Consider the following 19871-nt stretch of genomic DNA (forward strand, 5'->3'; position numbering starts at 1 on the left):
GGCACACCCAGCCCGGCGACCAAGCTGATGGTGGGACCGATGGTGCGCGGTATGAAGGTTCAGGTGCAGGAGCGATGACCAGACTCCCCCTGTCCGTCACCCTCAAGGCCTTCGCCTACGTCGTGGTCGGCGTCGTCGCCGCGGTGATCATGAGCAACACGCTGCGCGTCCCGGTGCACGGCGACACCACCGGCTACCGGATCGCTTTCCACGACGCCGAGGGCCTCACCTCCGGCAACCCCGTCACCATGGCCGGGGTGCGCATCGGCCGCGTCGACGCGGTGGACCTGCGGCCCCAGAAGGACGGAACGGCCCTCGCCGAGGTGAAGGTCACCATCGCCAAGAAATACCCGCTGCCCGAGAAGGTGCACGCCACAGTCCGTTACGGCGACATGCTCGGCGCCCGCTACATCGCACTCGAGTCCTCCCCGGACACCCCGGCGCGTACCGGAAACAGCATCCCGGTGGGGGCGACGACGGCCGCGATCAACCTGACCGCGCTGATGAACGGCTTCCAGCCGTTGTTCTCGGCGCTCGACCCCGACCAAGCCAACCAGCTCGCCCGCGGCTTCGTCGACACCTTCGAGGGCCGCACCGGTTCGGTTGAGATTCTGCTGCAACAGATTTCGTCGATGGGACAGAATCTGGCCGCCAACGGCGCGGTGTTCACCCGGCTGATGTCCAATCTGAACATCCTGATGGCAACCGTCGACGACCGCGGCCCCGCGCTCACCGAATTGTTCGACGGCCTAGGCAAACTCAGTGCCACCCTGATCGGTGACAACGGACGGCTCACCGCTCTCCTCGACAACGGCGACAAGGCCGTCGCCGCCCTCGCGGACATGATGACCGCCGCGGGCGACGACTTCGAGGCCTCACTGAAAGGACTTACGAACATCACGTCGGCATGGATTCCACAGACCGGGGAATTCACCACATTCCTGCGAAACTTCCCGATGTTGTCCAAGAAGCTGAATCAGTCCGGCCGGTACGGGGGATTCATGATGCTCTACCTGTGCAACTTCACCCTCGAAGCGGCCGGCCTGAGCGCCAACATCTTCGGACCCCTGCACTCGCCTTCGTGCATGTCCCCTGCCGGAACGGGGAGGTGACGCGCTGATGTTCCTGGTCAAACTCATCGACGTCTTCGTCGGCATTCTCGAGTTCATCTTCAAATCCGACAAACGGGCGCAAGGTGCGTCCGCGGCAACGCTGGGCACCGCGGGCATCATCACGTTGCTGGCGATCATGCTGGTCGCCGTAGGTGTACCGCGCATCGTCTATCACAACAGCACCACCGAATACACGGCCGAGCTGGCCAACGCGTCGGGCCTGACGTCGGCCGACCCTGTGCTGGTGGCCGGCGTGCCGGCCGGGCGCATCGAACAGATCTCGCTTGCGGGTGATCGCGTGAACGTGCGATTCCGCCTCGACAACGGTCAGCCGCTGGGCGACCAGACCACCGCCGGCGTGCGGCTGCGCACCGTGCTCGGCAAGCGGTACCTGGAGGTCATCCCGGCCGGATCCGGATCCGTGGGCACCGGAGGCAACGGTGCCAAGAATGTGATCCCGTTGTCGCGCACCACCTCTCCATACAATCTCGACGATCTGGCGAGCGACGCGGTCGATACGTCCTCGGCTATCGACGTCGATGTTCTGCGCACGATGATGACCACGATGACCAAGCTGATGCCCGATTCGGCGACCACCTCCGACGCGCTCAGTGGAGTCACCGCGGCGGCGTCGACCATCACCCGCAGCGGCACCCAGATCAACCAGCTGCTCACGGTCTCCCAGCGCCTGGCGGCGGTGACCTCGCAGCAGAGCGAAACCCTGTCCGACGCCTTCTCCTCCACGCAGGCGCTCGTCCAGATGCTGTCGGTGCGCCACCTCGCACTGACCCGGCTCGCCGACAACCTGCGGCTGATCCTGCGGCAGATGGCCACCACCTTCCCGAATATTCCGATGGCCGAACTGACCGCCAATCTGACCAAGGTCACCAAGACCCTGGCCGACAACGCCGGCCAGGTCGATGAGATCCTCACCCAGCTACCGCCGTCGCTGCGCACCATCACCGACTCGAGCGGCAACGGCAACTGGGCCGACGTGGTCTCCCCGGCCGCAGTCATTCCCGACGGACTGCTCTGCGTCCTCGGCGTCGTCAAGGGGTGCAAATGAGTTTCCGTCAGGTCCGCGAGATCCGGCGTCGTAAACGCCGGGGCGGCAAGATCTTCACCGCGCTGCTGGTGATCGCGGCGATCGTCGCCGGCTGCTGGTTCGTGTTCGGCCGCGGAGACAACACCCGAACCGTGCACGCCGATTTCGCCTTCGTCAACGGGCTGTACCAGGGCTCAACGGTGACAGTGCTCGGTGTACCCGTCGGCCACATCAACCAGGTCGACGCCCGCGGCGACCACGTCCGGCTCACCATGAGGGTGCGCGATGACGTGACTCTGCCCGCCGACGTGGAGGCATTCGTGCTCAACCCGTCAGTGATCAGCGACCGGCATCTGGAACTGGGCCCGGCCTATACCAAGGGCAAGAAGTTCGCCGACGGCGGCGTGATCCCGATGGAGCGCACCCACTCCCCGATCAGCTGGGACAAGCTGATGGAGAGCGTGAAGACGCTGACGCAGGTCATGGGGCCCGGTGACGACAGCACCGGCTCGCAGACGGCCGATTCAGGGGGCTGGGCGCACTACTGAGCCGGACGGCGAAGTCGTGGGAGGGCCGGGGGCCCGAATTCGGTACGGCTATGTCCACTCTCGCATCGGCGTCGGGGGTCTTCGGCGCCCGTGCCGACGACATTGAGGACCTGATCGACAGTCTCAATCTGATGATGACGACGTTCCGCCACAAGCAGGTCTCGCTCGACGGCCTGATCCGCTCGATGAGCGTGCTCTCGGACAAGTGGTCCGAGGCGAACACCGACATCACCACACCGATCAACGACCTGCGCACGGTGTTCGATCAAATCAACGACTTCGTCCTGCAACACGGGGGCGACGTGGGCGTGGTGGCCGAGAACCTGGACACTCTCGGAAAGACGCTGGTGGCCAACAAGGCCGGCCTGGCCGAGTTCATGGATCTGGCTCCGCTGATGATGCAGAACCTGTCCAGCACGATCGGACCCGACCGTCGGGGGCGGATCCGGTTGAACGTGTCCACCACGCTCACCCAGTTCAAAACACTCAAACCGCTGTGCGATCAGTTCCCGATGCCGATCTGCGTGGGCGCGGGCCTGACCAACCCCATCTCGTTCCCGATCTCGGCATCCGATCCGCTCGGCATCGTCTCGGCCGTCTCCGGCGGGGCACTCCCCAAGAAGTCCGGAGGACGATGATGCGTACCGTTCGCGTTGCCGCCCTGGCCCTTACCGCCGGGGTGAGCCTGTCCGCATGCGCCACCGGGCTGCAGGATCTGCCGATGCACGGCGTCGGCAACAACACCTTCACCATCACCGCCGACCTCGACACCGCCGACGGCATCGTCTCCGGCGCCGACGTACGCCAGGGCCAGCAGGTGATCGGCCGTGTCACCGGTATCGCACTGGTCGACCAGCGAGCACGGCTGACGCTGACCCTCGACGACACGGTACGGGCACCCGGGAACTCGACGCTGCGCGTGGAACTGCCTTCGGCACTGGGTAATCCGTTCCTGCGGCTGAACTCACCCGACAGTCCGCAGGGCACCCTGCATCAGGGATCGCACATCTCGGCCCGCGACACCTCCCTCGGACCGCAGGTCGAAAGCACCCTGGCGGCGCTCGGAAACCTGATGAGCGGCAGCGGAATCGGTCAGTTGAAAACGGTGATCACCAGTCTGAACACGGCTTTCGCCGACAGATCCGACAAGGTGGGCGACCTGATCGACACCCTGAACCGGATGCTGACCCGATCATCGGAGTACACAGATGATTTCAATGCAGCGATGGCCGCGGCGGCCGATGTGAGCGATCTGTTCGTCGCCCGGCGGCAGATGGTCGCCGACTTCCTCGACCAGGTGCCCGCGGCCGTCGACGTGCTGGCCGGCCAGCGGCGCCAGATCGGCGCGCTCATGGCGCAGACCACCACACTGGCGGCCAACATGAACCAGATCGTCTCCGGCAGAAGGTCCGAGCTCAACAACCTCGTCGGCGACGCCCGCACGGTGCTCGACGCGCTGGGCAGCTTCAACGACGACGTCGGTCAGACGATGCGCCACATGAACAGCTTCCTGGTCAACTTCGCAAGCGCCATCCGCGGCGACTACCTGGTCTTCGACGGCGGGCTCGACATCCCCGCGAGCATCGACAAGGTGCTCACCGGCGGTCTGTTCCTGTCCGGGCAGCCTGCACCCACCATGGGTGAGCTGCGCGATCTGATCACCGGCGGCATCGACAAGGACCGCCGGGAGAAGACACGGAAGAAGACGAAGGCCCGGAAAGACGCGACGACCGGCGAGAACGCGACCCCAAGCCAGGAGGGCCCGCGATGAAGCATCCCGAGACACGACTCACCGCGTGGTACAAACAGCTGCCGACCGGCACTCTGCAGTTCGTCATCTTCCTGGCGATCGCCGCGTTCGTGATCCCCTACGGCATCAACTTCATCGCCGGCCCCGAGGGTTTCGGCGACAAGATCACCCTCAAGGCGCAGATGCGCGACGCGTTCGGCCTCACGAAGGGCACCGGCGTCACCGTCCGGGGCGTCGACGTGGGCACCGTCTCCAAGGTCACGGTCTCCGGTGACGGGGAAGCGGCCGACATCACGATGGTGCTGCGGGGCGATGTGCGTATCCCCAAGGACTCGTACATGCAGGTGACGATGGCGACGATGGCCGGCATCCAGAGCGTTGACATCATCCCCGAGTCGGCCACGGGCCCGTACCTGACCTCCGGCGACACTGTGTCCGCACCCGCCGACCGGCAGCCCCAGCAGATGGACTCCCTCATAGCCGACGCCGCCACCGTGCTGCGCAGCATCGGCGACGGCACCCTGGCGACCGTCGGTGACGAGATCTACACCGCGCTCGGTAACAATGAGAAGACGCTGACCACGTTGCTGTCCAACGGATCCCAGCTGGCCTCCCTGGTGCGGCGCAGCGCGCCGATGCTGCGCGGGCTGCTCGGCGAATGGCTGCCCGTACTCGACGCGATGAGCGAGAACACCGCCTCGTTCGAGCGCGGCATGACCACCGCCGCCACCTTCACCGACCAACTCGACGCCCAGCAGCCGGTGTTCGTGTACCTGCTCGACCGCTCCCCCAAGGGTCTCGACCACGCGCGCACGCTGTTCGACAAATACCGCGGCACCTTCGGTGGTGTGCTGGCCAACCTGACCGTCGTCGAGCCGATCATCAGCGACCGGCAGCCCGCGCTGGCCACCGGCCTGAAGACGATCCCGCGGGGCATGAAGGATCTGCGGTCGATCGTCAAGAACGGCCGCGCCGACTTCTCGCTCATCGCCACCCAGGGCCCGGTGTGCCTGTTCGACGACGAACCACGCAGCAGCATCGGTGATCTCGACGTGGCCTCCCCCGACGTCACTCGCTACTGCCCGCCCGGCAACGGCTACGCGCAGCGCGGCGCGGTCAACGCCCCGCGCCCGAACGATCTGGGCACCTCCACCTGGACCCGGCCCGGGCGTGCGTCCGGCCCGCCCGTCGTCGATGATCCCGTCCTCGTCCCCAACGGCGCCGAACTCCTCGACTGGTGGCGCAAACTCGAAGAAAGGGCCAAGAATGGCAACTGACACCGTGACATCAACTGACACAGTGACTTCCAGCGCAGAGGACGTGGTTGCCATGAGCGATACCGAGAGCAAGCCGGACGACAAACCGGCAAAGGACACCGGATCTTCTTCTGCGGTAAAGAAGTCCACTCCCCGACACAAGCGGGTTCTGGTCGGCGCCGTGGGCGCGCTACTCGTCGCGGCCGTCGCCGTCGGCGGCTTCTTCATCGGCCGTGGCAGTGCACCCGACGGCGGCGGTTCGGGCGGGGACCGGGCCGCGGTCACCACGACCGCCCGCGACTACGCGATCAAACTCTCCAGCTTCGACTACCGGAGTCTGGAAAAGAACCGCGAGGCGATCACGGCGATGTCGACCCCGGCATTCGCCAAGAAGTACGATGAGATGGTGCAGGCGCTGACCCAGATCGTCCAGAACGGCAAGGGTGAGGCCACCGCCACCGTCTCCTACGCCGCCGTCGAGTCCATCGATGATTCCTCGGCGAAGGTGATCCTGTTCGTCGACCAGCAGGCCAAGAACGTCGTGTCACCCGACGGGCGCACCCAGCCCTACCGAATGGTGGTCTCGCTCAAGCATTCCGGCGGCAAGTGGCTCGTCGACAACGTCGAGACCGTCTGACACCGCCGAAACACCTCGTCCCCAGCTCGATCAATGTTGTAAGGAGAATCCCGTGCCCGCCAGCTATCTGCCGGATCTGGAGAACACCACTCCCGAACTGACGACCCCCCGCACCCGCATCCGCATCACCACACGCAAACGGCGGGTCACCAACGCCCGCAAACCCGCGCACGTCGCCGAGGCACTGGACTTCTGGTCGTTCGCCGGGGCCGCCGCCAACGTGGTGCTGCAACTCGGCTGGCCCGAGGTGGCCTACGGGGTCATGGAATCGAAGGTCGAGTCCGGCTCACTCATGCACCATCCCTGGAAACGAGCCCGGACCACCACCCAGTACCTGGCGGTGGCGGTGCTCGGCAGCGAGGAGGAACGGGCCGCGTTCCGGGAGGCCGTGAACACCGCGCACCGGCATGTGCATTCGGATTCGGAAAGCCCCGTCAAATACAACGCCTTCAACAAAGAACTCCAGATGTGGGTCGCCGCATGCTTGTACATCGGCTTCGAGGACACCCACCAGCTGCTGCACGGGGTGATGAACGAGGAGGAGGCCGAGGCCTTCTACCAGTCGGGCAAACCGCTGGCCACCACATTGCAGGTCCCGGATTCGATGTGGCCGGCCACCCGCGCCGATTTCGACCACTACTGGAACGTCGGCTGCGAGCGCGTGGTCATCGACGACAAGACGTGCGACTTCCTCAACGACCTGGTCGATCTGAAGATGATCAATCCGCTGATCCGGTTGCCGTTCGTGAACCTGCTGCGCTTTCTGACCACCGGATTCCTGCCACCGCTCTATCGCGACCAGCTCGGCCTGGAATGGACCGAGGACGATCGCCGCCGCTTCGAGCACCTGTTCACCTTCGTGTCGGTGGTGAACAAGTTCCTGCCCAAGTCCATCCGGTTCGGTGGCAGCCGGATGATGATGCGCGATCTGCGCCGCCGGATCAAACACGACAAGCCGATAGTCTGATCAGACGACACCGGCTCGCCTTTCACAGCACACATGACTACATGCAGACGGATTGACAGATGACCACGCAGAGCCTTCGGCGCACCCAACTGACCGACGAGGTCGCCACCATGTTGCGGAACCGGATCATGACCGGTGACCTGCGCCCTGGCGACTTCGTCCGGCTCGACGAGACGGCGTCGGCGCTGGGATGCAGCGTCACCCCTGTACGGGAGGCGCTGGTGACGCTGCGGGGCGAGGGGTTGGTGCGGTCATCCCCGCACCGCGGTTTCATCGTCGAACCGCTCGACCGCGGCGACATCGTCGACATCTTCTGGATGCAGGCGGAACTGTCGGCGCGGCTGGCCACGAACGCGGTGAGCAACCCCGACCTGCCGGCCCACCTGGCCACCCTGACCGGGCTTGTCGACGAATTCGACGATGCCGTCGCCGCGGGTGACCAGCGGCGGGTCCTGCTCACCGAGTTCGCCTTCCACCGCGAGATCAACCTGGCCGGCGACAGCAAGAAGCTCGCCTGGTTCGTGCACGCCGCCAGCAAGTACAACCCGCACGAGCTGTACACGCGCGACCCGCAGTGGCGCAGGCAGGCCGCGGCCAGCCACCGCAGGCTGGTCGGGCATCTGCGCCGGCGCGACACCGAGGCCATCCGCACCGAGATCCACCAGGGTTTCGCCGACGCCCGCGACCGGCTGATCGACCAACTCGAATCGATCGGATTCTTCGACGAGCAGTCCCGCACCGAAGCCGCGCCCGCCTGAGGCCACCACACCTCCCGGTCCCGCCCCATACCCGGTCCCGCCGCTTCCCGCGCCGAACCGGCCCACGACAGGTAGCGTTGGCCCGGTGTTGGGATTGCCAGAGACAGTGACGGTCGCACTCTTCGACCTTGACGGGGTACTGACGTCCACCGCGGTGCTGCACCGCAGCGCATGGAAACGCGCCTTCGACGCCTACCTACGTGAACGCGACCCGGACGGTTTCGCCGAGTTCACCGCGCAGGACTACCTCGACTACGTGGACGGCAGGCCCCGCACCGACGGTGTGCGCACCTTCCTCGCCTCCCGCGGCATCACCGCCGACGAGGCGACGGTCGAGGAGATCGGCACCGGCAAGAACGAGATGTTCGTGGCCGCGCTGGCATCGGAGGGGGTCACCCCCTACCCCGGATCGGTCAGATATCTGGAGGCAGCGCGCGAGGCGGGTCTGCGGATCGCTGTTGTCACCTCGTCAAAGAATGGAGAAGCCGTGCTCGAGGCAGCCGACCTGACCAAGTACGTCGAGATCCGCGTCGACGGACTCGATGTGGCCGCCCGCGGCCTGAACGGGAAACCCGCACCCGATTCATTCCTGCTCGGTGCGGAATTGATGGGTGTTCCGCCCGCCCACGCGGCCGTCTTCGAAGACGCCATCTCCGGTGTGACAGCCGCCGCCGCAGGTGATTTCGGCTATGTCGTTGCGATCGACCGGCACGACGGGGAGCAGACCGACGCGATGCGGGCCGCCGGAGCCAGCATCGTGGTCGCCGATCTCGATGAGTTGGTGCCGGCATGACGGTTCACGAACACGCCCACGGTTTCGAGATCCACCCGTGGCGGCTGCGCTGGAGCGGCCTGGACACCGACGCCCTCAAAAAGACCGAGACCCTGTTCGCGTTGTCGAACGGGCACATCGGCCTGCGCGGCACCTTCGAGGAGGGTGAGCCGGTCGACCATCCGGGCACCTATCTGAACGGCTTCTACGAGGGCCGCGACCTGCCCTACGCCGAAAGCGGTTACGGCTACCCCGAATCCGGGCAGACCGTGGTCAACGTGACCGACGGCAAGATCATCCGGCTGCTCGTCGAGGACGAGCCGATGGATCTGCGCTACGGACGCACCGAGGAACACGAACGCACCCTCGATTTCCGCACCGGAACGCTGCGCCGCTCGACCCTGTGGACATCGCCCACCGGGCACACCGTGCGCATCAAGTCCGAACGCCTCGTCTCGTTCACCAAGCGCACCGTCGCGGCCATCCACTACGAGGTGGAGCCGATCGGCGAGGACATGAAGCTGGTGCTGCAGTCGGACCTGCTGGCCAACGAGCCGGTGCCCACGCCCGGCAACGACCCGCGCCTGGCCGCCGCCCTCGATGCCCCGCTGGTGTCTGACCTGGCCGCCTGCCGCAACTACTGGTCGATCCTGGTGCACCACACCAAGAACTCCAACCTGCACGTGGCCGCGGGCATGGATCACGAGATCGACTTCCCGGACAAGTTCGAGGCGTTCATCCGGGCCGACGGCGACCTGGCCCGGCTCACCGCCGCCGCCAATGTGCCACAGGGCACCAAGCTGTCGCTGACCAAGTACATCGGATATGGCTGGTCGGCCCGGCGTTCGGTGCCCGCACTGCGCGCCCAGGTCGACGCCGCGCTCGCGATGGCGATGGAAACCGGTTGGGCCGCGCTGAAAGCCGAGCAGGTGGCCTACCTCGACGACTTCTGGCGCGACGCCGACATCGAGCTCGACGGCGACGCCGAACTCCAGCAGGCAGTGCGGTTCTCGCTGTTCCACGTGCTGCAGGCCGGCGCCCGCGGGCAGTCCCGCGCCATCCCCGCCAAGGGCCTGACCGGCCCCGGCTACGACGGCCACACCTTCTGGGACACCGAGAGTTTCATCCTGCCGATGCTCACCTACACCGCCCCCGCGGCGGCCGGTGAGGAGTTGCGCTGGCGGCACGCCACGATGGACAAGGCCAAGGCCCGCGCCGCCGAACTGGGTCAGCGCGGCGCCATGTTCCCGTGGCGTTCCATCAACGGCGACGAGTGTTCGGGCTACTGGCCCGCCGGCACCGCGGGCGTGCACGTATCGGCCGACATCGCCAACGCCACCGCCCGCTATCTGCGCGCCACCGACGACGAGAAGTTCGAAACCGAGTGCGGCGTAGAACTTCTCGTGGAAACGGCACGATTGTTCGCCGCACTCGGCCATCACGACGTCAACGGCAAGTTCCGCATCGACGGCGTGACCGGCCCCGACGAGTACACCGCGATCATCAACAACAACGTGTTCACCAACCTCGCCGCCCGGCAGAATCTGCGCGACGCGGCCGAGATCGTACACCGCCGCCCCGACATCGCCGGCCAGCTCGGTGTCACCAATGCCGAAGTGGCACACTGGGAATCGTGCGCCGACGCGATGACCATCCCGTACGACGACGCGCTCGGGGTGCATCAGCAGTGCGAGTCGTTCACTCTGCTCGGCGCCTGGGACTTCGAGGCGTCGGTGGGCAAATACCCGCTGCTGCTGAACTATCCGTACTACGACCTGTACCGCAAGCAGGTGGTCAAGCAGGCCGATCTGGTGTTCGCCATGTACACCTTCGGCGAGGAGTTCACCGCAGAGCAGAAGCTCAAGAACTTCGACTATTACTATCCGCTCACCGTGCGCGACTCGTCGCTGTCGGCGTGCTGCGAGGCCGTCACCGCGGCCGAGGTCGGCTACCTCGACCTGGCCTACGACCTGCTCTCGGAATCGGTGTTCACCGACCTGCACGACCTGCACGACAACGTGAGCAGTGGCCTGCACATCGCGGCGCTGGCCGGTGCGTGGACGGACTGCGTGGCCGGGTTCGGTGGTATGCGCGATTTCGGCGGCAACATCACGTTCGCGCCGCGACTGCCGGCCAGGCTCACCTACCTGTCGTTCCGGATGGTGGTACGCGATTCCAAGATCGTCGTCGCCATCGACAAGAGCCAGGCCACCTACCGGCTGCTGTCGGGGCCGCCGATCGTGCTGGCCCATCACGGCGAGGAATTCACCCTGCACGAACAGCCGGTGTCGCTGCCGATCGCCGAGATCGAGCACCGCACCCCGCCCAAGGCGCCACCCGGCTGCGAGCCGTACCAGCGCAGCATATGACCGGCGCCAATCGGTTAGGCAGCAATCGGTTAGGCACCGGGGGTACGGGTCGGTAATCTGACGGAATTATGTCTGCAGACACCGACCCGACCGCCGGTACCTCTTCTCACGGTGCCGGGCGTCCGTACTACCTGACCACCGCGATCGCCTACCCCAACGGCGCACCGCACATCGGGCATGCCTACGAGTACATCTCGGCCGATGCGCTGGCGCGGTTCAAGAGGCTCGACGGCTTCGACGTCCGCTTCCTGACCGGTACGGACGTGCACGGGCAGAAGATGCAGCAGACCGCGCAGGCCGCGGGCGTACCCACGGCCGAACTGGCCGCCGAGAATTCCGACCGGTTCCAGGCGCTGCAGGATCGTCTGGGCTCGAGCTACGACCGGTTCATCCGGACCTCCGACGAGGATCACAAACGTGCCTCGGAGGCCATCTGGCAGCGGATGGCCGACGCCGGTGACATCTACCTCGACAAGTATTCGGGCTGGTATGACGTCCGCGACGAGGTGTTCTACGCCGAAGCCGACACCACCGTCGACGACGACGGCGGTGACCGGGTGGCCGCCGACAACGGGCACAAACTGACCTGGACCGAGGAAGAAACATACTTCTTCCGGCTTTCTGCGTATCAGGACCGGCTGCTCGCGCTGTACGAGGAGCATCCAGAGTTCATCGGGCCGGATGTGCGGCGTAACGAGGTGGTCAGCTTCGTCAAGGGTGGCCTCACCGACCTGTCGATCTCGCGCACCACCTTCGACTGGGGTGTGCCCGTGCCCGGCCATTCCGGTCACGTCATGTACGTGTGGGTCGACGCACTGACCAACTACCTGACCGGGGCGGGATTTCCCGACGACCCGGACACCACCGCCAGATACTGGCCGGCGGATCTGCACATCATCGGCAAGGACATCATCCGCTTCCACTGCGTATATTGGCCGGCCTTCCTGCTCAGCGCCGGTATCGAACTGCCCAAACGTGTGTTCGCACATGGCTTTTTGTTCAATAAGGGCGAAAAGATGAGCAAGTCGGTGGGCAATGTGGTTGATCCGGACAATCTCATCGACCAGTTCGGTCTCGATCCGGTGCGCTACTTCTTCCTGCGCGAGGTGTCCTACGGGCAGGACGGTTCGTATTCGGCGGAGGCGATGATCAGCCGCATCAACGCCGACCTGGCCAACGAGTTCGGCAACCTCGCCCAGCGCACCCTGTCGATGATCGGCAAGTACTTCGGTGGCGCCGTGCCCACGCCCGGCGAGTACACCGACGCCGACCGCACGCTGCTCGACGCCGCCGACGCGCTGCCGGACATCGTCCGCGGCCACTTCGACGCACAGGCCATTCACCTGGGTCTGGAGGCACTGTGGTCGGTGCTCGCCGACACCAATCGCTACATCTCGGCCCAGGAACCCTGGAAGCTGGCCAAGACCGATCTCGACAGGACCGCGACGGTGCTGTACGTGTGCGCCGAGGCTGTCCGGATCGTGGCGCTCCTGGCACAACCGGTGCTGCCCACCTCCTGCGGCACGATCCTCGATCTGCTCGCCGTCGGTACCGACGGCACCGATCGGCAGTTCACCGCGGTGGCGTCGCGGCTCGTCCCCGGCACCGCGCTGCCCAAACCATCGCCGGTGTTTCCCCGCTACGAGACGTCTTGACCCCTGGCCTGCGTGCGGATCCCGGCCCGGGCTGCGCTCCTGAGCCGTTCGCTCCCGGACCACTGGAGGTGCTGGGGTCGCTGATCGAGCACACCGGGGCACGGGGGTTGCCGCCGCCCGCCGCGCTGGTCGGCGATTGGTGGGGTGCCGACGCGGTGATCGCACCGTCGATCGATATCGTCGCCGGACACCGGCCACCGCCCGTGGCGACGCGATTCTGGTTCGGCTACATCGGCTTTCCCGCATACCCCGCGACCGGCGGCGACGGCCTGCCCGAGGTGGCCGGGGGTGAGACCTCCGGCATCCTGATCTCGCGGGCAGGTCGGTGGGAGTACCTGAGCGTCGACGGATCTCCTTGTCCGGCATGGGTTTCGGATTGTCTCGCCGCGGCTGGGCAGGTTCACCTCCCGGATCCGCCGCGGGTGAGGTGGACGGCGCCCGAACGCGGGCCGCATCTGGCGGCCGTCAAATCCTGTCTGGAGGCCATCCGGGCGGGAGAGGTGTATCAGGCGTGTGTGTGCACCCGGTTCACCGGACGGATCGACGGCCCGCCTTCGGCGTTCTACCGGCTACTGGCCGCCACCACGACTCCCGCCAAATCTGCTTTTCTGCAGGGTGATTGGGGCTGCGTGGCAAGCTTCTCACCGGAGACGTTCCTGCGCCGAACCGGCGGTGTGGTCACCTCGGCCCCGATCAAGGGCACCGTTCCCGCCGGCGCCGACCCGGCCACACTGGCCTCCTCGGAGAAGGACATCGCCGAGAACGTGATGATCGTCGACCTGGTCCGCAACGACCTCGGCCGGGTCGCCGACGTCGGCAGCGTCACAGTCCCCGCGCTGCTGCGGATCCAGCCGGCACCCGGCGTGTGGCATCTGGTGTCGACGGTGGCCGCGACCGTCGGCGACGACGTCACCACCACCGATCTGCTGGAGGCGACGTTTCCGCCGGCATCGGTCACCGGAACCCCCAAACTCCGGGCCCTGTCGCTGCTGGCGGGCTGGGAACAACATTCGCGCGGTCTGTACTGCGGCGCGATCGGCATGGCCGGGCCGGGCGGTGACCTGGACCTGAACGTGGCGATCCGCACGGTTGCCGTCACCCCGGACGGTTCTGCGGTCCTCGGGGTGGGCGGCGGCATCACGATCGACTCCGATCCGTACCGTGAATGGCAGGAATGCCTGGACAAGGCATCGACGATCATCTCGGCATTCACCCGCGACGACACAGGATCGTCACATCGGAACCGTTAAGATGTCCGTTATGGGTTTGATCACGTCGGGGGCAGACCCGCGGGAGGTACGCAATCGGCTGGCGGCCGCACACGATGCGGTGGTCGGCCGGGGGCTCGCCGCGCCCGACGGTGTCCGCGACGAACTTGTCGCGTCGTGGCGCAGTTCGGCGGCTCACGGCGTCGACCCCGATCACCTCGATCCGCCGGTGGTCAGCCGGGCGGCCGTCCAGGAACGCCTCGCGAATCATCCTCTCGCCGGCGCCATCGAACGCATGCGACAGCTGTTCGCCGACGCGGTCACCGACCCGCACCTGATCATGGGACTGGTCGACCCGGACGGCCTGATCATCCATCGCTGTGTTCCGGCCGATCTGCTGCCGATCGCCGACGGGATCGGGCTGGTGGACGGCAGCCGCTGGGACGAGGCGTCGGTCGGTACCAACGCGATCACCCTGGTGATGCAGACCGGTCGCCCGCAACTGGTGTACGGGGCCGAGCACTACTGCCGGGCCCTGCACGACGTCTACTGCGCCGCCGCACCCATCCACGACCGGTCCACCGGATCGATCGTCGGCCTGATCGCCATCACCGGGCCGTGCGCGGCCCTGCAACCGGCGTCCACCGCGCTGGTGACCGCATTCGCCGCGCTCGGCGAACGGGAGATGGAGATGACGCACGAACGCAACCTGGCCGAGCTGCGCGTGCGGACCGTCGCCCAGCTCACGGGCCTGTCCGGCCCCGGAATGGTCGTCGACGACAACGGGTGGGTGGCCGCCAGCGCCGGCTTCACCGCACCCAGGCGAATCGACGCGCCCACACCGGGTGCCCGGCCGTTCGTCAGCGGCATGGGCGAATGCGAGGCCGAACGGGTGGCCGGCGGCTGGCTGTTGCGGCCGTCCGGGCCCGGCTGCCCCGTGGTGGCCACACTCGACCTGCGCGGCGAACCCAGCGTGGCGGTGACCGGAGCCGACGGTTCCTGGCGGGCGGTGCTGACCCGGCGGCACGCGCAGATCGTGCTGCTGCTGGCCGAGGCCGGCGAGAACGGCATCACCGGCGCCGAACTGAGCGGCCTGCTGTACGGTGACGCCGAACACCTGGTGACCGTCCGCGCCGAGATGTCCCGGCTGCGGCGGGTCGTCGGCACGCTGGTGGCCAGCCGTCCCTACCGGCTTTCGCGCGGCGTGCAGTTGCGCGTCGTCGGCGGCGTCGACACGGAGAAGTTCGACACCGAGCTCATCGGCTAGCGTCGTCGGTCGAGCACCGCCTGATAAACCTCGCGACGTGAGACGCCGAGACCCTCGCACACCTGCGCGCACGCATCTTTCAGCCGCATCCCGCCGGCCGCGAGTTCCTCGGCGCGTTCGGCGAGCGTCTGCACGTCGGGTTCGCCCGAACCGGCCGGCGCACCCTCGATGACGACGGTGATCTCACCGCGCACCCCGTCGGCCGCCCAGATGGCGAGTTCGGCGAGCGCGCCGCGCCGCACCTGTTCGTGCGTCTTGGTCAGCTCCCGGCACACCGCCGCCCGGCGTTCGGATCCGAGCACCTGCGCGGCGCAGTCGAGGGTGTCGGCGAGCCGGTGCGGGGACTCGAAGAACACTGTGGTGCGGGGCTGGGCGATCAACTCGGCCAGCCACGCCCGGCGCGCACCCGGCTTACGGGGTGCGAAACCGTCGAAACAGAACCGTTCGGCGGGTAGCGCCGACAACGCCAGTGCCGTCGTCACCGCCGACGGGCCCGGCAGGCACGTCACCGGCAGCCCGGCGTCGACGCAGGCCCGGACCACGGTGTAGCCGGGATCGCTGACCGATGGCATACCCGCGTCGGTGATCAGCAGCACCGTGGCACCCCCGGCGACCGCATCCACGAGCTGCGGGGTGCGGGCCGATTCCACGTGGTCGTAGTAGCTGACGATCCGGCCGCCGATCTGCACGTCGAGGGAGGCGGCCAGGTTACGGGCCCGGCGGGTGTCCTCGGCGGCAACCACGTCGGCGGTCCGCAGTGCCGCACACAATCGGGCGGAGGCATCACCGGCCTGCCCCATCGGGGTCGCGGCCAGCACGAGCCGGCCGACGGCAGTCTCGCCTGGGGAGATCTCGGGAGCGCTCACCGACTCAGGGTAGCCGCGCCCCCGGCCCGCGCTCACTGCGGCGACGCACCGCCGCGAAGATGCCCTACCATCGAGCGGGTGACGTTGACCGCCGACAGCCGCGTGTACCGGCACGACGCACCGGCTCAGGAGGTTCCCGCGACGACCGCACAGGATCCCGGCCCCCTGCTGGACGTGCCGGGAACGTCCGAGGACCTGGGCACCGCACCAGGGCCGCACATCCCACAGCCGGTGTTCGGTGCCACCGACCGCGTCCGCGGCCTTGTCGTCGGGCTGATCCTGACGCTGGTCGCCGCGGCTACCCGGCTGTGGAATCTGTCACACCCCACCGACCAGGGCACGCCCGTCTTCGACGAGAAACACTACGTGCCGCAGGGCTGGCAAGTGCTGACCGGCGGCAACTGGATCGAGGACAACCCGGCCTATGGGCTGGTCGTCCACCCGCCCGTCTCGAAATGGTTCCTCGCACTCGGCGAATGGATGTTCGGCTACGGTCCGGTCGGCTGGCGGATCATGCCGGCGATCGCCGGGATCGCGATCGTGGTGATGATCTACCGCGTGGTCCGCCGGCTCACCCGCTCGACGCTGGTCGGTGCCATCGCCGGGGTGTTCGCGATCTGCGACGGCGTGCTGTTCGTGCAGTCGCGGATGGGGATGATCGACATCCTGCAGACCGTGTTCATCGTCGCCGCGTTCACCGCGCTGGTCGCCGACCGCGACCAGGTGCGGGCGCGAATCGACCGGGTGTACCGCGAGGGCCGCATCCACGAGAGCGTGTACGGGCCCCGCTACGGCTTCCGCTGGTACCGGTTCACCGCCGGGGTCATGCTCGGCCTGACGTGCGGCACCAAGTGGTCGGGCATCTACTACGTGATCGCGTTCGGCCTGCTGGCCATAGCCTTCGACGTGGCCACCCGCAAGGCGTACCACGTCCGCAAACCCTGGATGGGCACCCTCGTCCGCGATGTGCTGCCGACCGGGATGAGCCTGGCCGTGCTGCCGGTACTGATCTATCTGGCCACCTTCGTGCCGTGGTTCAACTCCGAGACCTCGGTGTATCGCTATCAGGTGGGCAACACCATCGGCACCGGGGGTCCGTTCGCGTGGGTGCCGGGCGCCTGGCGTTCGCTCTGGTACTACGAGTCCGGGATCCTCGAATTCCATGCCGGCCTCACCAACGCCGCCGGCAACCACCACCCGTGGGAATCCAAACCATGGACGTGGCCGATGAGTCTGCGGCCGATGCTGTACGCCATCGAGAACGGACCCGACCAGTGCGGCTCGGGTGAATGCGTCCGCGCGCAGATGCTGATCGGCTCACCGGCCATGTGGTGGCTCGCCGTGCCGATGCTGCTGTGGGTGCTGTGGCGGCTGGCGACGCGACGCGACTGGGCGCACGGCGCCGTCCTCGTCGGATATCTCGCGGGCATCCTGCCGTGGTTCACCTCGATCGACCGGCAGATGTACTTCTTCTACGCCACCGCGCTGGCACCGTTCCTCGCGATGGGTCTGGCCCTGTGCTGCGGTGACCTGCTGCGCTCGACTACGGCCCGCGTCCGGCTCCCCCATCTGCCGGGTGCCCCGGTCGTGGTGCGCAGCGAACGCCGCGCCCTCGGGATACTCGTGGTGTCGATCTACGTCGCGCTGGTCGTCGCCAACTTCGTGTGGCTGTGGCCGATCCTCACCGCGAGCCCGATCTCACCCGCGCAGTGGCACAACCAGATCTGGCTGCCCAGCTGGGGCTGATCGGCCGGTCAGCCGGGGAGCTCCGCACGCGCGATCGGGCATGCCAGGCATCGCGGACCACCGCGGCCCGTCCCCAACTCGCCGCCCTCGATTTCGATGACCTCGATACCGGCGGCCCGGAGGCGACGGTTGGTCTCGGTGGCGTGCGCATAGGCGACGACGATCCCGGGTGCCACCGCCAGTGTGTTGCTGCCGTCGGCGCCGTACACCGGCAGGTCCCCGGCACTCGGGTCGAGCGCCGTCTCGATCACCCGGAGCCTGGCCTCACCCATCGCGGAGGCTGCAACGTCGGCGAACTCGCCGGGACCGGTGACCGTCAGTACGTCGGGGTCGCCACCGGGCACCCGGGAGACCGTGAACGTGGGGGCCCGCCGCACCTGCGGATTCATCACTATCGCGTCGGTGTCGACCATCGTCGCCATCGTGCCCAGATGCATGTAGGCCCGCGACTGCGCGATCCCGACGGCCAGCACCGTATGCGCCAACTCGTCACGAAAGAGGCTGCGCGCCAACGCCTCCACCCCGGCGGGAGTGGTGCGTTCACCGACACCGACGGCCACCACACCCGGTGCGAGCAACAGCACGTCGCCGCCCTCGACCGGCGCGGTCCGCGACTCGTAGGCGCGCCGGGTGCCGAGAAAGCGCGGATGATGAGCGAAAACCAGGTCGGTGAGCGAGGTTTCGCGGCCGCGTGCGGCGAATGCGAGCCGGGTGATCGCGAACCGCTCGCCCACCCAGAACGAGCTGTCGCGGGTGAACATCAGGTTGGGCAACGGGTCGACCACGAAATCGGTCGGGGCATGCATGAATCGAACCAGCGACATGGCGGATCTACCGATACCCGAAGGCAATTCGCCGAACTCCAGGCCCGCGATCAGCACGTTCGCCAGATCGTCGGGTGCCAGGGCCCGCAGATACGCCGACACCTCCGCTGCCAGCCGCGGCCCCAGCCGCCGTTCACTCACCGCGGCGGAGATCCCCTGAATCCGCGCCGCCCCGCTGTGGGCGATGGTCTGCGGCAACAGCTCCCCGAGCAGCAGGACCTCCGCGCCACGGTCGCTCAGCACCCCCACGAACGCATCGTGCTCGTCCCTCATCCGCTCGAGTGAGGGAACGACGTCGAACAGCAGTTGGTCGCGGTTGGTCTCGGTCAGCCGGGCCAGTTCGGTACCCGGCCGGTGTAGCAGAACCGTCCTCAGCTCGCCGACCTCGGAGGTCACCCCAAATTCACCCATACCACCAACTTAACGGTCGGTATCCGGAATCCGGGTCCGCGCGCCGGTCTTTCCGGCGATACGAACCGGTGCGGTCTCGGGTGCGAACAGCCACATCAGCAATGCCATCGTCGTCACCGCACCGGTCACCACGAACGCAGTGGTGAAACCCACCGTCGACGCGATGAAGCCCACGACGACGGGGCCGCTGACCGCACCGAGGTCCGAAGCCATCGAGAATGCGGCCAGCGCCGACCCGCCGCGCACCCGGTTACCCAGCACGTCAGCCAGCGTCGCCTGCTGGGTGGGGACGAACAACCCCGAACCCAGGCCCGCCACCGCCGAGGCGATCACCGTCGCCACGATCGAAGAGGTGAACCCCATCACCGCGGTTGCCACCGACACCACCGCCAGACCCGGCAGGATCACCGTCCTGCGGCCGTGCGAATCCGAGAGCCGTCCCGCCGACATGATCGCGACGACATTGCCGGCGGCGTAGGCGGCCAGCACCACCCCGGCCAGCGCCGCGTCCTCACCGAGGCCGTCGACGACGAACAGCGGCACGACCGCCACTCGCACCCCGAACGACGCCCAGCCGTTGGCGAAGTTGGACACCAGCACCGCCCGGTAGGCCCGATTGCGCCAGGCGGTGGCCAGCGCGACGGCGTCGCCGCCGGCCGGCGTCCCGGACCGCTCGCCAC

Annotated in this window: 16 protein-coding genes and 1 pseudogene; 14 read left to right on the top strand and 3 right to left on the bottom strand. The window is 67.3% G+C overall.

Annotated features, from left to right (window positions below; all coding sequences use genetic code 11):
• The first annotated feature begins 74 nt into the window (after window positions 1-74).
• The 13 genes and pseudogenes from KDB67_RS17490 (at window position 75) to KDB67_RS17550 (ending at window position 15344) form a co-directional block, all read left to right on the top strand.
• On the top strand, window positions 75-1112 hold the full coding sequence (locus tag KDB67_RS17490) for an MlaD family protein (protein WP_291018303.1): 1038 nt from the start codon (window positions 75-77) through the stop codon (window positions 1110-1112).
• 7 nt (window positions 1113-1119) lie between these two features.
• Window positions 1120-2178 (top strand): MlaD family protein, encoded by a 1059-nt coding sequence (locus KDB67_RS17495; protein WP_291018306.1) that lies wholly within the window; start codon window positions 1120-1122, stop codon window positions 2176-2178.
• Window positions 2175-3343, top strand: a pseudogene (locus KDB67_RS17500) (MCE family protein). Before KDB67_RS17495 ends, KDB67_RS17500 begins: the two are co-directional and overlap by 4 nt.
• The gene (locus KDB67_RS17505; protein ID WP_291018309.1) at window positions 3343-4476 is read left to right on the top strand and encodes an MCE family protein; all 1134 of its coding nucleotides are present in this window, start codon (window positions 3343-3345) and stop codon (window positions 4474-4476) included. The pseudogene KDB67_RS17500 and the gene KDB67_RS17505 overlap by 1 nt, the downstream one beginning before the upstream one ends.
• Window positions 4473-5732, top strand: coding sequence for an MlaD family protein (locus KDB67_RS17510; protein WP_291018312.1), 1260 nt, complete (start codon window positions 4473-4475; stop codon window positions 5730-5732). The genes KDB67_RS17505 and KDB67_RS17510 overlap by 4 nt, the downstream gene beginning before the upstream one ends.
• Window positions 5733-5784: 52 nt before the next feature.
• Window positions 5785-6348, top strand: coding sequence for a hypothetical protein (locus KDB67_RS17515; RefSeq protein WP_291018315.1), 564 nt, complete (start codon window positions 5785-5787; stop codon window positions 6346-6348).
• Between the two features lie 52 nt (window positions 6349-6400).
• A complete protein-coding gene (locus KDB67_RS17520) occupies window positions 6401-7315 on the top strand; it encodes an oxygenase MpaB family protein (protein ID WP_291018319.1) in 915 nt (304 codons plus the stop codon).
• A gap of 59 nt (window positions 7316-7374) precedes the next feature.
• Window positions 7375-8073 carry a GntR family transcriptional regulator gene (locus KDB67_RS17525; RefSeq protein WP_291018320.1) on the top strand — a complete coding sequence of 233 codons (699 nt, stop codon included), beginning with the start codon at window positions 7375-7377 and terminating at the stop codon, window positions 8071-8073.
• A gap of 85 nt (window positions 8074-8158) precedes the next feature.
• Entirely contained in the window at window positions 8159-8866 is a 708-nt protein-coding gene (locus KDB67_RS17530; protein ID WP_291018322.1) for an HAD family phosphatase, read from the top strand.
• Complete coding sequence (locus tag KDB67_RS17535; RefSeq protein WP_291018324.1) at window positions 8863-11214, top strand: glycosyl hydrolase family 65 protein; 2352 nt, start codon at window positions 8863-8865, stop codon at window positions 11212-11214. Before KDB67_RS17530 ends, KDB67_RS17535 begins: the two co-directional genes overlap by 4 nt.
• A gap of 68 nt (window positions 11215-11282) precedes the next feature.
• Entirely contained in the window at window positions 11283-12869 is a 1587-nt protein-coding gene (metG, locus tag KDB67_RS17540) for a methionine--tRNA ligase (protein WP_291018326.1), read from the top strand.
• 68 nt (window positions 12870-12937) lie between these two features.
• Complete coding sequence (locus tag KDB67_RS17545) at window positions 12938-14119, top strand: aminodeoxychorismate synthase component I (RefSeq protein ID WP_291018337.1); 1182 nt, start codon at window positions 12938-12940, stop codon at window positions 14117-14119.
• A gap of 10 nt (window positions 14120-14129) precedes the next feature.
• Window positions 14130-15344, top strand: coding sequence for a GAF domain-containing protein (locus tag KDB67_RS17550; protein ID WP_291018328.1), 1215 nt, complete (start codon window positions 14130-14132; stop codon window positions 15342-15344).
• Here the strand turns inward: KDB67_RS17550 and rsmI are convergent.
• Window positions 15341-16210 (bottom strand): 16S rRNA (cytidine(1402)-2'-O)-methyltransferase, encoded by an 870-nt coding sequence (rsmI, locus tag KDB67_RS17555; RefSeq protein WP_291018330.1) that lies wholly within the window; start codon window positions 16208-16210, stop codon window positions 15341-15343. The two genes, KDB67_RS17550 and rsmI, sit on opposite strands and share 4 nt — an antisense overlap.
• Window positions 16211-16384: 174 nt before the next feature.
• On the opposite strand from rsmI, the gene KDB67_RS17560 reads away from it, so the two are divergent.
• Entirely contained in the window at window positions 16385-17956 is a 1572-nt protein-coding gene (locus KDB67_RS17560) for a phospholipid carrier-dependent glycosyltransferase (protein WP_291018339.1), read from the top strand.
• An 8-nt stretch (window positions 17957-17964) separates the two neighbouring features.
• Here KDB67_RS17560 and KDB67_RS17565 read toward each other — a convergent pair whose 3' ends face one another.
• Together KDB67_RS17565 and KDB67_RS17570 are read right to left on the bottom strand one after the other, a co-directional pair.
• Window positions 17965-19191, bottom strand: coding sequence for an arginine deiminase (locus KDB67_RS17565; RefSeq protein WP_291018333.1), 1227 nt, complete (start codon window positions 19189-19191; stop codon window positions 17965-17967).
• A gap of 9 nt (window positions 19192-19200) precedes the next feature.
• On the bottom strand, window positions 19201-19871 hold a 671-nt coding region (locus tag KDB67_RS17570; RefSeq protein ID WP_291018335.1), incomplete at its 5' end, for an MFS transporter.

The sequence above is a fragment of the Gordonia sp. (in: high G+C Gram-positive bacteria) genome, from assembly GCF_020438995.1.
Classification (GTDB): domain Bacteria; phylum Actinomycetota; class Actinomycetes; order Mycobacteriales; family Mycobacteriaceae; genus Gordonia.

Coding starts and splice junctions, on each gene's coding strand:
- KDB67_RS17490 (WP_291018303.1), top strand. CDS start 75: ATGACCAGACTCCCCCTGTCCGTCACCCTCAAGGCCTTCGCCTACGTC.
- KDB67_RS17495 (WP_291018306.1), top strand. CDS start 1,120: ATGTTCCTGGTCAAACTCATCGACGTCTTCGTCGGCATTCTCGAGTTC.
- KDB67_RS17505 (WP_291018309.1), top strand. CDS start 3,343: ATGCGTACCGTTCGCGTTGCCGCCCTGGCCCTTACCGCCGGGGTGAGC.
- KDB67_RS17510 (WP_291018312.1), top strand. CDS start 4,473: ATGAAGCATCCCGAGACACGACTCACCGCGTGGTACAAACAGCTGCCG.
- KDB67_RS17515 (WP_291018315.1), top strand. CDS start 5,785: ATGAGCGATACCGAGAGCAAGCCGGACGACAAACCGGCAAAGGACACC.
- KDB67_RS17525 (WP_291018320.1), top strand. CDS start 7,375: ATGACCACGCAGAGCCTTCGGCGCACCCAACTGACCGACGAGGTCGCC.
- KDB67_RS17535 (WP_291018324.1), top strand. CDS start 8,863: ATGACGGTTCACGAACACGCCCACGGTTTCGAGATCCACCCGTGGCGG.
- metG (WP_291018326.1), top strand. CDS start 11,283: ATGTCTGCAGACACCGACCCGACCGCCGGTACCTCTTCTCACGGTGCC.
- KDB67_RS17550 (WP_291018328.1), top strand. CDS start 14,130: ATGGGTTTGATCACGTCGGGGGCAGACCCGCGGGAGGTACGCAATCGG.
- KDB67_RS17565 (WP_291018333.1), bottom strand. CDS start 19,191: ATGGGTGAATTTGGGGTGACCTCCGAGGTCGGCGAGCTGAGGACGGTT.